We start from the raw sequence: 13737 nt of genomic DNA, 5'->3' as shown, positions 1-13737 counted from the left end.
TGTGATCATGACCTCCTATCTTCGCCCCTCGCTCGTACTTCTCGCCGTCTTCAGCCTCCTCACGGGAGTGGCCTATCCGCTCGCCGTAACCGGGGTTGCGCAGGCTGTGTTTCCCTGGCAGGCCAACGGATCGCCCGTGCTGCGGGACGGCGCGGTTATCGGCTCCTCGCTGATCGGCCAGTCCTTCGTATCGGATCGCTATTTTCACGGCCGGCCATCGGCCACGACCGCGCCCGATCCGCAGGACGCGTCCAGATCCATCGACAGCCCCTATAATGCCGCAAGCTCGACCGGTTCGAACCTCGGCCCGAGTTCGGCGGCGTTGAGGCAGGCGATCAGCGATCGTGTCGCGTCGCTCGGCGGTGGCGACCAGCCGGCGGACCTGGTGACAGCGTCGGGATCGGGCCTCGACCCCCATCTCTCGCCGGCAGCGGCCCTGGCCCAGACCGGCCGCATCGCCCGGGCGCGCGGCCTGCCGGAGGAGCGCGTCAGGCAGCTCGTGCTGGAGCTGACCGAGACACGCCTGCTGGGCATGCTGGGTGAGCCGCGCGTCAATGTGCTGGCGCTGAACCTCGCCCTCGACAGGCTTGCGCGCTGATGCTCTGGTCCCCGACCCATGCCGAGCGCGCCTGACGAAAGACTGCCACCTGAGTCCTTCCTGGCCGCCGCGCGCGGCGAGGACGGCAGCGGGACCGGCCGTCTGAAAATCTTCCTCGGCGCCTCGCCCGGCGTCGGCAAGACCTTCGCCATGATCGAGGAGGCCCGCGTGCGCCAGCGCGCGGGTCTAGACGTCGTGGTGGGGCTGGTCGAAACCCATGGCCGGGCCGAGACCGCCGCCCTGCTCGGGACGCTGGAGCAGCTGCCGCGTCGCTCGGTCGCCTATCGCGGCCAGGTGCTGAGCGAGCTCGATCTCGATGCGCTGCTGGCGCGCAATCCCGCGATCGCGCTGATCGACGAACTCGCCCACACCAACGCGGCCGGATCGCGCCATCCCAAGCGCTGGCAGGACGTCGTCGAGGTGCTCGATGCCGGCATCGACGTCGTCACGACGCTGAATATCCAGCATGTCGAGAGCCTGAACGATGTCGTCGCCCGGATCACCGGCGTGCGCGTGCAGGAGACGGTGCCCGACCAGATACTGCAGCGCGCCGACGAGATCGAGCTGATCGACCTCGCTCCGGAGGAGCTGATCAAGCGGCTCAAGGGCGGCAAGGTCTATGTGCCCCAGCAGATCGGGCAGGCGCTGGAGAACTTTTTCGGCAAGGGCAAGCTGACCGCCCTGCGCGAACTCGCCATGCGCACGGCCGCGAGCCGAGTCGATGCCGAGATGCTGGACTGGATGCAGGCCAACGCCGTCAAGGGCCCGTGGCCAGCCGAGGAGCGCCTGCTCGTCTGCATCAACGAGGCGCCGGTCGCGCGCAGCCTGGTGCGGGCCGGCAAGCGCATGGCGGAGCGCTCGCGCCTGCCCTGGATCGTGGCCACGGTGATGACGCCCCGCCACGAGGCGATGCCGCCCGATGCACGGGCCGTCACGGTCGAGGCCCTGCGGCTGGCCGAAAGCATGGGCGCGGAAACGATCATCCTGCGCGCCGAATGCGATGTCGCAGGCGAGGTCCTGCGCTATGCGCGCCAGCGCAATGTCTCGCGCATCGTCATCGGCCGGCCCCGCTCGCATCGCTCCTGGCTGCAGCGGCTGCTCGGAGCCTTTCGCGAGGCGGTTGCTGACCGCCTGCTCGACGACGCTACCGATTTCGAGATCACCGTGGTGACGGCCCATGCGCGCATCGAGCGGCGCAAACGCTCGGCGCCGGGCTGGGTCTTGCCGCGCTGGCAAGGCTACGGCGTCGCCGTCGCGGCGATCGCTGCCGCCACGCTGACTGCTTTGCCCCTCTCCAACTGGAACGCTGTGCCCGGTGGCGCGATCTCGGTGCTCTATCTCGCTGCGGTGCTGGTCACCGGCGCGCGCTATGGCTTGGGTCCCTCGCTCGCGGCGGGCGTGCTTGGCTCCTGTGCCTATAATTTCTTCTACACGCCGCCCTATTACACGCTCGCCATCAGCCAGCCCGAGGACATCGTCTCGGTAGCGGTCTTCCTGCTCGGCGCGCTGTTCACCGGCAGCCTGGCGAGCCGCCTCAAGGCCCAGGTCGAGGCCATGCGCGCCGCCCAGCGCCGCACCGCGACGCTCTATGATTTCGCCCGCAAGATTGCATCCGCCAGCAACACCGACGACGTGCTCTGGGCCGCCGCCTTCCACATCGCGGCGACGCTGGATTGCCACTCGCTTATCCTGATGCCCGATGACACAGGGGCCTTGCAGCAGGTCCAGGGCCATCCCACCATCGCCGATCTCGACGCACGCGCCGAAGGCGCTGCCCGCTGGGCCTTCGAGAAGAATGAGCCGGCCGGGGCGGGCAGCGCGACCCTCCCCATGAGCGAATGGCTGTTCGTGCCGCTGGCGACATCGGGTGCAACGCTCGGTGTCGTCGGCGTGCGCTTTCGCGACCGGCAGCGTGGCCTGGATCCAGAAACGCGCCGGCTGCTGATCGCGGTCGAGGATCAGGTCGCGGTTGCAGTCGAGCGCACGCGCCTCGCGCAGGACCTGGCCAATGCCAGGGTTTCCGCCGAAAGCGAGATGCTGCGCGGCGCACTGCTCAACTCGGTCAGCCACGACCTGCGCACGCCACTCGTCACCGTGATCGGGGCGATATCGAGCCTGGCCGAGACCGAGGGCACGCTTAGTCCAAGCGACCGGAGCGAACTGATGGCCACGGCGCTGGACGAGGCGCGCCGGCTCGACCGCTACATCCAGAACCTGCTCGACATGACCCGGCTCGGCCATGGCGCGCTGGCGCCCAAGCGCGTCGCGGTCGACCTGCGCGAAATCCTGGGCGTCGTCCGCAACGACCTGAAGCGCGTGCTGGCCAGGCACAGCCTCGTCATCGAGACGCCTCGCGACCTGCCCGCGCTCCATGTCGATCCGGTCCTGATTGGACAGGCCATCGCCAATGTCGTGGAAAACGCGGCCAAGTATGCGCCTGAGGGCACCGTCATCGGGATCTCCGCGAGGCGCGACGGGGCGATGGCCGAAATCGCCGTGACCGATGAGGGGAGCGGCATTCCGGAGGCCGAGCGCGAGCGCGTCTTCGACGTCTTCCACCGTGTTGCCGATGGCGATCTGCGGCCCGCCGGCACGGGGCTGGGGCTCGCCATCGTCAAGGGGCTGGTCGAGGCACATGATGGCACGGTGGCGGCAGCGGCCGGCCCGGCTGGACGTGGCACCGCCATCGTGATCAGGCTGCCGCTTGCGCCCTTCAGCAGCGACGTGTCCGAATGACCGAGACCAAGCCAGCGCGCATCCTCGTGATCGACGACGAGGCGCCGATCCGGCGCTTCCTGGCGATCGTGCTCGGCGCCGGCGGCTTCGAGACCCTCGAGGCCGATCGCGGCCGGCTCGGGATCGAGCGGGCGGCGACGATGGCGCCCGATGCCGTGCTGCTGGATCTCGGCCTGCCGGACATAGACGGAAAGGCGGTGATCGAGGCCATCCGCGAATGGTCGAGCGTCCCCATCCTCGTGCTCTCAGTGCGCGATGCCGAGGCCGAAAAGATCGCAGCGCTCGATGCCGGTGCCGACGACTACGTGACAAAGCCGTTCGCGACGGGCGAACTGCTCGCCCGCCTACGAGCCCTGCTGCGCAGCCGCCGCGACCGCGCGGCCGAGCCGGCGACCCTGCGCATCGGCGGGCTGGAAATCGACCTTCCGAGCCGCATGGTTGCGGTTGACGGGGCTCAAGCAAAACTGACACGCAAGGAGTTCGACGTGCTCGCGCTGCTGGCGCGCAATGCCGGCAAGCTCGTCGGACACAGGCAGTTGCTGACCACAGTGTGGGGCCCAGCCCATCTCAGCGACACGCACTACCTGCGCATCGCCATCGGCCATATCCGCGAAAAGCTCGGCGACGACGCCGCCGATCCCCGGTTCATCCGCACCGAGCCCGGTGTCGGCTATCGGCTTGCCGCAGGCGAGGGCGACGAGAGCAGCGGTGGCGCGGCAGGCTCGGCTGGCGACTGATGGCAGGTCGGGAGGTCGGACGCGTGCGAACGCGCTGACCTTGCGGGGCTGATGCTAAACGTCGGCCCCTGTTCTCCAGGTCCTGTGCGCAATGGCGCGACCCAGGCTCGGTCGGCCCCCGAACCGCCGTGGGATGGGGTGCTGCGCACGAGGGATCTGCTGGCACCGAGCTTGACTGACGCTGCGACCGACATGCTTAAGCCAGTCGAGCAAGGGACGGGATGCCAGATGTCGAGAATTGCCAACGCTGCGTTGCGCGCGAAGACGATGACCGCCGAGGGCGCAGCCGCACTGATCAAGAGCGGCATGACGCTGGGGCTCAGCGGCTTCACCGGGTCGGGCTATCCGAAGGCGGTGCCGCTCGCCCTTGCCAAGCGTATCGAGGCGTCTCACGCGGCAGGCGACCCGTTCCGCGTTCGCGTCTGGACCGGCGCCTCAACCGGGCCCGAACTCGATGGCGCGCTGGCCAAGGCCGACGGCATCGAGTTCCGCCTGCCCTACAACTCCGACCCCATCGCGCGCGAAAAGATCAATCGCGGCGAGATGGAATATTTCGACATGCATCTCTCCCAGGTCGCGCCGATGGCCTGGCAAGGCTTCCTGGGGCCGCTCGACGTGGCGGTCGTCGAGATCTCGGGCATTCGCGAGGACGGCGCGCTGATCCCCTCCTCCTCGATCGGCAACAACAAGACCTGGCTGGAGCGTGCCGACAAGATCATACTTGAGGTCAATCGCTGGCAGAGCGCAGAGCTCGAAGGCATGCACGACATCTACTACGGCACGGCGCTGCCGCCCAACCGCGTGCCGATCCCGCTGCTGCGTCCGTCCGATCGCATCGGCGAGGCCTATTTCCGCTGCGATCCCGAGAAGATCGTGGCGATCGTCGCGACCGACGCACCCGACCGCAACCTGCCTTACGCGGCGCCCGACGCCACCGCGGGCGCGATCGCGGGCCATCTCATCGCATTCCTCGGCCATGAGGTCTCGAAGGGGCGCCTGCCGGAATCGCTGCTGCCGCTGCAGTCAGGCGTCGGCAACATCACCAATGCCGTGCTCGCCGGCCTGATGGAGGCGCCGTTCTCCAACCTGACCTCCTTCACGGAGGTGATCCAGGACGGCATGATCGACCTGATCGACGCCGGCAAGCTCAGCCTGGCCTCGGCCACCGCCTTCTCGGTCAGCCCGCAGGCCGCCGAGAAGCTGAACGCGCATATGTCGCGCTATCGCGACAAGATGATCCTGCGCCCGCAGGAGATCAGCAACCACCCCGAGCTGGTGCGGCGGCTCGGCTGCATTGCGATGAACGGGCTGATCGAGGCCGACATCTATGGCAATGTGAACTCGACCCACGTCATGGGCTCGCGCATCCAGAACGGCATCGGCGGCTCCGGCGACTTCGCCCGCAACGCCTTCATCTCGATCTTCATGACGCCGTCGACTGCCAAGGGCGGCGCGATCTCCGCGATCGTCCCCCTGGCCAGCCATGTCGACCACATCACGCAGGACGTGCAGGTGATCGTGACCGAGCAGGGGCTCGCCGATCTGCGCGGGCTGAGCCCCAAGCAGCGCGCCCGCGCGATCATCTCCAACTGCGCCCATCCGGACTTCCGGCCCGCCCTGGAGGACTATTTCCGCCGGGCGCAAGATGGCTCCTACGGCCAGCAATCGCCCTGCCTGCCCGGAGAGGCCCTGTCCTGGCATCAGCGTTTCATCGACACGGGCAGCATGCGCAGCTGAAAGCTATGCGCGGCGAATGTCCGCCGGCGGACCGGCCGAAGAGCGAGCGCTCGCGCTATGCGTTGGCAGTAAGCCCGGCGCTGAACACGTATCGCGAACAGCGCCGACCGTCGTCAGTCAGACCAGAAGGTCGACCGAGGCGAGCTTGCTTTTGATATCGGCAAGCGAGCCTTCGTATTCCCATGTCTGCACGGTGTCGTGCGGGCATTCTAGGAAGATGTAGTCCTCGGTGAACGACAGGATCCGGCTGATCTTGATGATCTTCTCGACGAAGCCGGCGGATCCAACCGGCTCGATGACAAGTTTTCCCTCCTCGTCATAGCCGTGATAGACGTCTTTAGCTTTGATCTTCAATGCAATGAACATGTCGCGCCTATCGTCTTTCCTGTTGGAATGCGGTGGGGTTGTCTGGTCCGGTCACGCCAGTGAGAATTCGGCGTAGACGGAATTGCCCAGAGCGTTGCGGCGCAGTTCGACGCCGAAGCCGGGTGCAGCGTCCACGGGGATGATGCCACCCTTCACCGAAGCCTCGATCGGGTTTTCGAGGACTTCGACGTGCCCGGGGATGCGGGCCCAGTAGGGGAAATGTTCCTGGATGTAGAAGTTCGGGATCGAGGCGCTGAAATGCATGCCGACCGCCGTCGAAAGCGCGCTGGCGCAGATGTGAGGCTGGACCTTCATGCCATAGGCCTCTGCCATGGCGGCAATCTTGCGGGCCTCGAGCAAGCCGCCGGTATTGCCGATGTCCGGCTGGAGGATGTCGACGGCTCGGCTTTCGAGGATGTCGCGGAAGCCGTAGCGCGAGTAGACGCGCTCTCCGACGGCAATCCGCTGCGAGATCCCCTGTGAGATCTTCACCAAGGCGCCGACATCGCCGGGCACAGCTGGCTCCTCGACATAGGTGATGTCGAACGCCTCGATCTCGCGGCAGAAGCGGATGGTGTCGTCCGGCGTGAGTCCAGCCGACAGGTCGAGCATGATCTCCACGTCGGGACCGACGGCGCGACGGATCTCGCTCACAGTCCTGACGGCGCGCTTGACGACACTGCGGTCGCTGGCGGCGCGATAGGAGGGATGGCGCAAGCGTCCCTCGGGCAGGATCGTGACGAAGGGGTAGAATTTCAGCGCGTCATAGCCGTCGGCGACTGCCTTTTCGGCAGCAGCGGGCAGATCGCTGTCCTGGGTGCAGCCGAAATACCAGCCGTTGCAATAGGTCCGCAGCGAGTCGTGCACGCGGCCGCCCAGGAGTTCGTAGACCGGGATGTTGAGGCCGCGCGCCTTGATATCCAGCATCGCCTGTTCGATCGCGCTCATCGCGGCATAGACGATCGGACCCCCACCCTTCGCCCAGAAGCCGTGATCGTAGATCTCGGTCCAGAGAGCCTCGATCCTGAACGGATCGATGCCGCCCATCATGTAGCGCTCGATGATGTCCTTCAGCATGCCGGCAGATGCGGTCCCGCCGATGCCGTAGGCGATGCAGGCCTCGCCGATGCCGACGATCCCGCAATCCGTCGTCAATTCCAGAATGACCGGGCGGATGCCGCCGCTCTCGATCAGGTAGATGCGTGCCGAAGTGATTTTCATGGTGCCTAAGCCGTCTCGATTGTAGGACGCCCCCGCTTGCGCGGGGCATTAGCCGGTCCGAGCGATTGCCCGCTCTCAGATGTCCTTGCAGAGCCGCATCGCGTCGAGCATCGCGGCATGGATATCGCGCGAGGAGATCGCATCGCCGATGCGGTACAGCTCGTACTGCCCGTCAGGATTCAGTGTGAGGTCCTGCCGCGCGCCCGCGATCAGCGTCTCGATGTCCGTGACGCCGTCATTGACCGCGTCCCCGCGCATCTCGTGATAGAGCTCGTCCATCGGGAGCGTGCCGCGCTCGATGACCATGCGATCGCAGGTCATCGTCTCCTCGACCTCGGTGTATTCGTTGACGAACGTCACCTCGATCCGGTTGCCGTTCCGGGTGATCCGCTTGAGGCGCCGGTCAGGGTGCAGTGCCGTTCCGGCGCGGTAGAGTTCGCGCATGATGAAGGGGCGATCGAGATAGCTGGTCTCGATGCCGGCCTGCTTGTCAGGCGTGACATAGACGAGCTGTACGCCCTGTTCCGCCAGCATTTCTGCGCAGGCGRCACCCGTGATCGTGCCAAGGCCGTCATAGACCAGCACCGTCCCCTGCGAGACGCGCGGGGTCTCGAGGACCTCCCACACGGTTTCGGCGAGATCGGCGCCCTCGATCTCGTCCTCCATGCGATCGGGCAGGCCACCGGTCGCGATGATGACGACGTCGGGCTTGTGGGCCGCGATCGTCTCGCTGTCGGCATAGCTGTTGTAGTGGATGACGACGCCAAGCCGCTCCGCTTCCGCGACCCGCCAGTCGACGATCCCAATGAGATCGCGCCGGCGCGGAATGCGAGCCGCGAGCAGAACCTGCCCGCCGGCCTGCGAGGCCGCCTCGTGGACGATGACCTCATGGCCGCGTTCGGCGCAGATGCGGGCGGCCTCGAGACCACCGGGCCCCGCACCGACGATGACGATGCGCCGCTTGATCTGCGCCTTGGCGATCATGTGCGGCAGCGTCGCCTCGCGCCCGATCGAGACGTTGTGGATGCAGCGGCGCTGCCATGAGCAGTAGGTCGCGCCGACGCAAGGGCGGATGCTGTCCTCCTCGCCGCGCGCCAGCTTGTTGACGATATGGGGGTCGGCGATATGGGCGCGCGTCATCCCGACCATCGAGACCAGGCCCTCCTGGATGGCATATCGTGCCGTCGCCAGGTCGGTGATGCGCGCGGCGTGGAAGACCGGCAGGGAGAGCTGCTTCTTGACCGCGGCAACCGGGGCAAGCTGCGGCGAAAGCCCGACATGCATGCCCGGCATGTAGTCGGCGAGGCCGACCTCCGTATCGATGCGGCCGAAAGTCAGGTTGAAGAAGTCGGTCAGTCCGGAGCGCTCGATCAGCTTGGCCATCTCGAGATATTCGGCGGCCGGCATGCCCTCCTCATGGCCCTCGCCGACTGCCATGCGCACGCCGACGAGAAAGTCCTCGCCGACCCGCCTGCGGATTTCCTCGAGCACGAGCAGGCCGAAACGGGCGCGGTTCTCCAGCGACCCGCCGAACTCGTCGGTCCGGCGGTTGACCATCGGATTCCAGAACTGACCGACGAGATGGCCGTGGACGTGGACTTCGCAGCCATCGAGGCCGCCCTCGCGGCACCGCCATGCGGCATCGCCGAACTGGCGCACGATGCGGGCGATGTCGTGGCGGTCCATTTCCTTGGTGAAGCCGCGATGCGAGGGCTCGCGATAGCGCGAAGGCGAGACCGTCGGCAGCCAGTTGTCCGAGCGCCAGTGGCTGCGCCCGCCGAGATGGGTGATCTGGCACATCAATGCCGCGCCGTGCTGGTGCACCCGCTGCGAGAACTCGCGGAAATGCGGCACGATCCGATCGTCGCCGACGCTGAGCTGGCCGAAGACCGAGCCGGAATCGGGCGAGACGTTCGAGGAGCCTCCGAACATCGTCAGGCCGATGCCGCCCTTCGCCTTTTCCTCGTGATAGAGTTGATAGCGCTCCTTGGGCATCGCCTCTTCGCCATAGCTGATGGCGTGGCTGGTGCTCATGATACGGTTCTTGAGCGTCAGATGCTTGATCGTGAGCGGTTGCAGCAGCGGATCGGAAGACATGGTCAGTCTCGCCCTTGAGCGGTGAGGAGGCAGCTCAGCGCGGATCGGCCGAGGCAAGACGCCCCAGCAGATGGCTGGCGATGAAAAGATCGAGATGGCCGGCGCCGCCATTCTTGAAGAGCGTCGGACCGCCTCCGGTTGGGACCGCGACCTCGCCGCGGCACAGCGCGAACAGGTCGCCGCGGATGGCGTCGCGTGAGATCACGCCTGTGCGGAGCGGCTCGATGAATTCGCCCGAGCGTTCCAGGCAGGCGTAGTCATCGACGAAGACGGCGGAGCGACGCAGTAGCTCATCGTCACCCTCGCGCATTTGCGGCGTGAAGGAGCCGATCAGCCCGACATGGGCCCCTGGCGCGACCAACTCACCCTTGATCAGCGGACGCTCGGCCATCGTCGCGGCGATGACGATATCGGCGGCAGGCAGTTCTGCTTCTAGGTCGAGGCAGGCTTCCGCCGGCTTTCCTTCGGCTCGAAGCTTTTCCGCCAGGGCCAGGGCCCGCTCCGGAGTGCGGTTCCAGATGAGGATGCGTCGCAGCGAAGGCCGCACGGCAAGCATGGCGTCGATGACATAGGGGGCCAGGGCGCCGGCCCCGACCATCAGCATCTGCCGGGCCTCGGGCGGTGCAAGAAAGCTCGCACCCAACGCCGTGTCGGACGCCGTCTTGCGAAAGATCAGCGCCTCGCCGTCGATCACCGCCTGCGCCTTGCCCGTCTGCGGATCGAAGACGAGGTAGAGCGCATCGACCGTCGGCAGCCCGAAGCTTTCGACATTGCGGGGAAACGAGGTCACGACCTTGATGCCGAGTGCTTCGCCCGGCTGCCAGGCCGGCACGGCCAGCAGCATGTCGGGGTGCCCGCCCTCGCGGGGCTGGTCCATCGCCAGCCGCGCGATCTTCGGCTTGTCCTTGAGATGTCCGAGCCGCATCGCCTCGATGGCGCCGGGCCAATCGAGCAGGCGGTGCACAGTTGCCGCATCGATCATGCGCATCAGGCTGCAACCTCTGTGCGACCGGGCTGCTCATGCAGCGCGCGAGGCTCGAAATTCTCGGCCGTGAAGCGGCGATAACCCTCGACCTCCTGGGCAATCCGGGCTTCGTCCCAGCCAAGCACGTCGGCGACCGTCTCGGCCGCCTGTCGGGCCTCAGCCAGGCCCATCCCGGCCGTCCAGCCGACGAGGACCCGGCGGAACAGGAGATCCACCAGGGTCTCGACATGCTCCTGCGCGGCGACGTGGCGCAGACGCTCGGGCGAGAGCGCGCCTTGTCCCGGCATCGACCTTGCGGAATAGGACAGCGCCGTGGCGGTTCCCGTCGCCTTGCCCATCTGCGCGACGCGCGCGGCAATGGTCCGGCCGGCATGGCGATGCGTCATGATCGGGCAGCCGGTCACCGTGATCGCATCCGGCATGCCTTCGGCGGCCATGTCGTGAATCGTCAGGGACTTCACCCCCGAGGCTGTCTCGCTCGTCGTGCGCGGCCTCACGCCTGCCCAGCGGTAGACGATGTCCTTCGTCGTCAGGTTCAGCGACGGCAGGGCCCGGTTGGCTTCCGCCAGAATGAAATCGGCCTCTTCCGGCAGGACCCGGACCGAGCCGGGCTCATCCTCGAAGATGGTCTCGGTCGGCCCGAAGAAGTGGTGATCGCCCCACGGCATGCAGTAGAAGGGCTGGCCGATGCTGCTGATCATCTCGAAGCCGGTTCCCCGGCAGGCATCGGGAAGCTTGACGACGAGGTTGACGCCCTTGATGCCGACGAGATGCTTCTTCTGCGGCACGGGCCCGGAAGTCTTGCGCAGCAGGCGGTCGGCCCAGGGACCGGCCGTGTTGACCAGCGTCCCGGCGTCGATCGTCGCGGTGACGCCCGGTGCGGTGGCATCCTCGAGCGTCACGCGCCAGCCGCCGCCGGGCAGTGGGTCGAGCCGGGTGGCGGTGGTGTAGTTGCGGACGGTCGCGCCGCAGCGTTGTGCGTCCATGATCGTGTCGAGGCAGATCCGCTCCGCCCATTGATACTGGTATTCGTCGAAGACGGCGACGCTGTTCAGGCGCCTGCGATCCATCAGGTTGACCAGCCCGAACTGCTGCGCGGCCTCGGCGGCCGGCAGGCGCCGATAGTTCAGGGGCACCTTGGGCGAACCGAACAGCCCCAGCGCGCGATAGCCGAGATCGACCTTCCAGCCGGCATACTCGCCATCATCGAAGACGGGGAAGAAGAAGGTATGCCGGCTGACGCGCTCTGGCATGGTCGTGGCGAGTTCGGTCCGGCACTGCATCGCTAGCTTGGCCATGCGCACGCGCTGGAACAGGTCCTTGGGGCGGTAGGCAAAGCGCCAGAGCTCGTAGTCGGGCGAAAAATAGGCCAGGCCGGAATAAAGCAGGCGGCTCGAGCGGCTCGATGTGCCCGAGCCGAAATCGCCCTTGTCGACCAGCAATGCGGTACGTCCGCCTGCAGCGATGTGCTGGACCGTGCTGGCGCCGACTGCGCCGCCACCGATCACGATCACATCGAAGGAGCGACCGTCGAGGTCCGCTAGGGGAGCGCGCATCTGGATATCTCCGGTTTGGGCTGGTTCAGGCAGCGCTTGGGCGTGAGGTTTCGAGTTCGCCGGCGAGTGTCGCCCTGATGGCGGCTGCGTCTTCGAGCCAGCCCTGCCTGAGCTCGGGAACGGAGGCGACGAGGAGGCGCGTATAGGCATTGCGCGGGGCGCTGAGCACGGCGGTGCTCTCGCCCGCCTCGACCACGCGGCCATATCGCAGCACGGTGACGCGATCGGCGATCGATGCGACGGTGGCGAGGTCGTGGCTGATGAAGATGATCGTCAGGCCAAGCTCGTCGCGCAGACGCTTGACGAGGGCGATGATCTGCCCCGCCACGATGGTATCGAGCGCCGAGGTGATCTCGTCGCAGATCAGGATCTCCGGCTCCGCGGCCAGCGCACGCGCCAGGTTGACGCGCTGCTTCTCGCCCCCTGAAATCTCGGTCGGATAGCGGTCGAGATAATGGGCGGGCAGGCTGACCATCGCCAGCAACTCCCGCATCCGGGCCTCGGCCGCCTCGCCCTTCAGCCCATGGAAGAAGGAGAGCACGCGCCCGAGGATGCGACGCAAGCTGTGCTTCGGGTTGAGCGCCGTATCGGCCATCTGCAGCGCAAGCTGTATCTGCCGGCGCTGCGCGGCCGTGCGTCGTGTATCGAGCCCTGCGAGGGCCTCGCCGTTCAGCGAAACCGTTCCCGATGCCGGCGCATGAAGTCCCGCGATCACCCGTGCCAAAGTCGTCTTGCCCGAGCCGGATTCGCCGATGACCGCGACGATCTCGCCCTTGCCGACCGACAGGTCGACAGCCTGCAGCGTGGTGATCTGCGGCTTGCCGTCGCTGACCTTGCCGAATCCCGCCGTGACGCCCTTGACCGACAGTGCGGGTGTGGCCCCGGAGGCCGGTCGCGGCGCGGTCTGCGCCAGCGCATGAAGTGAAAGATGCTGGCAGGCGGCGATCAGTTCGCGCGTATAGGCCTCGCGCGGCGCCTCGATGATCTGCCGGGTCTCGCCGACCTCGACGATGCGCCCCCCTCGCATCACGGCGATGCGCGTGGCGATCTGGGCGACGACGGCGAGATCGTGGCTGACGAACAGCGCCGCGGTGTTGTTGTCGGCGATGACCTGCTTGAGCAACCGCATCACCTCGACCTGGGTGGTGACGTCCAGGGCACTTGTCGGCTCGTCGCAGACAAGCAGCAGCGGCTCCTCCTGCATGCCCATCGCGATCATGAAGCGCTGAAGCTGACCGCCGGACACCTGATAGGGGAAGCGCGAACCGATCAGCGTCGGTGTTGGCAGGCTGAGATAGCGGAACAGTTCCTGCGCCCGGGAGCGCGCCTTCTCCGGCGACTGGCTGCGATGCAGCAGCGCGGCCTCGACGACCTGGTCACCCAGGCGGAGCCGCGGGTTGAACGCCGCCGCCGCGCTCTGCGCGATGTAAGCTGCGGTCTTGCCACGCATCCGGTTCAGGACGGTTTGCGAAGCCGTCAGCATCTCCACGCCGTCGAGGTGGAGCGTGCCGCCGGCCGGCTTGAGGCCGGGCCGCAGATGGCCCATGGCCGCGAGCGCGAGCGTCGTCTTGCCGGAGCCTGACGCGCCGATCAGAGCCAGCACCTCGCCCCGGGACACCTGCAGCGAGACGCCGTCTAGGACGGTGGTTCCGCTCGTGGTTGCGATCGACAGGTTGTCGACGGTGAGGATGGTGTTGCTCATGG

Annotated in this window: 10 protein-coding genes; 4 read left to right on the top strand and 6 right to left on the bottom strand. The window is 66.9% G+C overall.

Annotated elements, in window-relative coordinates:
- Positions 1-7: 7 nt before the first annotated feature.
- The 4 genes from kdpC to AC1D2L_RS08075 all read left to right on the top strand — a co-directional run bounded on the left by kdpC (position 8) and on the right by AC1D2L_RS08075 (position 5808).
- Positions 8-598 (top strand): potassium-transporting ATPase subunit KdpC, encoded by a 591-nt coding sequence (gene kdpC, locus AC1D2L_RS08090; protein ID WP_476845342.1) that lies wholly within the window; start codon positions 8-10, stop codon positions 596-598.
- A gap of 18 nt (positions 599-616) precedes the next feature.
- Entirely contained in the window at positions 617-3334 is a 2718-nt protein-coding gene (locus AC1D2L_RS08085; protein ID WP_476845341.1) for a DUF4118 domain-containing protein, read from the top strand.
- The gene (locus AC1D2L_RS08080; RefSeq protein ID WP_476845340.1) at positions 3331-4071 is read left to right on the top strand and encodes a response regulator; all 741 of its coding nucleotides are present in this window, start codon (positions 3331-3333) and stop codon (positions 4069-4071) included. Before AC1D2L_RS08085 ends, AC1D2L_RS08080 begins: the two co-directional genes overlap by 4 nt.
- A gap of 228 nt (positions 4072-4299) precedes the next feature.
- A complete protein-coding gene (locus AC1D2L_RS08075; RefSeq protein ID WP_476845339.1) occupies positions 4300-5808 on the top strand; it encodes an acetyl-CoA hydrolase/transferase family protein in 1509 nt (502 codons plus the stop codon).
- A 117-nt stretch (positions 5809-5925) separates the two neighbouring features.
- Here the strand turns inward: AC1D2L_RS08075 and AC1D2L_RS08070 are convergent, their stop codons facing one another.
- From AC1D2L_RS08070 to AC1D2L_RS08045, 6 genes are all read right to left on the bottom strand, one after another.
- Positions 5926-6174 (bottom strand): hypothetical protein, encoded by a 249-nt coding sequence (locus AC1D2L_RS08070; protein WP_476845338.1) that lies wholly within the window; start codon positions 6172-6174, stop codon positions 5926-5928.
- A gap of 51 nt (positions 6175-6225) precedes the next feature.
- The gene (locus AC1D2L_RS08065) at positions 6226-7395 is read right to left on the bottom strand and encodes a mandelate racemase/muconate lactonizing enzyme family protein (protein WP_476845337.1); all 1170 of its coding nucleotides are present in this window, start codon (positions 7393-7395) and stop codon (positions 6226-6228) included.
- Between the two features lie 75 nt (positions 7396-7470).
- Positions 7471-9492, bottom strand: a complete 2022-nt coding sequence (locus AC1D2L_RS08060; RefSeq protein ID WP_476845336.1) for an oxidoreductase — start codon at positions 9490-9492, stop codon at positions 7471-7473.
- 34 nt (positions 9493-9526) lie between these two features.
- Positions 9527-10480 (bottom strand): ornithine cyclodeaminase family protein, encoded by a 954-nt coding sequence (locus tag AC1D2L_RS08055; protein ID WP_476845335.1) that lies wholly within the window; start codon positions 10478-10480, stop codon positions 9527-9529.
- A complete protein-coding gene (locus tag AC1D2L_RS08050) occupies positions 10480-12033 on the bottom strand; it encodes an FAD-dependent oxidoreductase (RefSeq protein WP_476845334.1) in 1554 nt (517 codons plus the stop codon). The genes AC1D2L_RS08055 and AC1D2L_RS08050 overlap by 1 nt, the downstream gene beginning before the upstream one ends.
- 25 nt (positions 12034-12058) lie before the next feature.
- Positions 12059-13735 (bottom strand): ABC transporter ATP-binding protein, encoded by a 1677-nt coding sequence (locus AC1D2L_RS08045; RefSeq protein WP_476845333.1) that lies wholly within the window; start codon positions 13733-13735, stop codon positions 12059-12061.
- Positions 13736-13737 lie beyond the last annotated feature (2 nt).

The organism is Allobosea sp. P1_B10, assembly GCF_056406735.1.
The sequence above is the reverse complement of the archived record's forward strand: the minus strand, read 5'-3'. Positions and strand labels throughout refer to the sequence as shown.

What these genes read in the sequence shown, in the direction of transcription:
- AC1D2L_RS08065 (WP_476845337.1), bottom strand. Translation starts at nt 7,395, where the DNA reads ATGAAAATCACTTCGGCACGCATCTACCTGATCGAGAGCGGCGGCATC.
- AC1D2L_RS08050 (WP_476845334.1), bottom strand. Translation starts at nt 12,033, where the DNA reads ATGCGCGCTCCCCTAGCGGACCTCGACGGTCGCTCCTTCGATGTGATC.
- AC1D2L_RS08045 (WP_476845333.1), bottom strand. Translation starts at nt 13,735, where the DNA reads ATGAGCAACACCATCCTCACCGTCGACAACCTGTCGATCGCAACCACG.
- AC1D2L_RS08055 (WP_476845335.1), bottom strand. Translation starts at nt 10,480, where the DNA reads ATGCGCATGATCGATGCGGCAACTGTGCACCGCCTGCTCGATTGGCCC.
- AC1D2L_RS08080 (WP_476845340.1), top strand. Translation starts at nt 3,331, where the DNA reads ATGACCGAGACCAAGCCAGCGCGCATCCTCGTGATCGACGACGAGGCG.
- kdpC (WP_476845342.1), top strand. Translation starts at nt 8, where the DNA reads ATGACCTCCTATCTTCGCCCCTCGCTCGTACTTCTCGCCGTCTTCAGC.
- AC1D2L_RS08085 (WP_476845341.1), top strand. Translation starts at nt 617, where the DNA reads ATGCCGAGCGCGCCTGACGAAAGACTGCCACCTGAGTCCTTCCTGGCC.
- AC1D2L_RS08070 (WP_476845338.1), bottom strand. Translation starts at nt 6,174, where the DNA reads ATGTTCATTGCATTGAAGATCAAAGCTAAAGACGTCTATCACGGCTAT.
- AC1D2L_RS08075 (WP_476845339.1), top strand. Translation starts at nt 4,300, where the DNA reads ATGTCGAGAATTGCCAACGCTGCGTTGCGCGCGAAGACGATGACCGCC.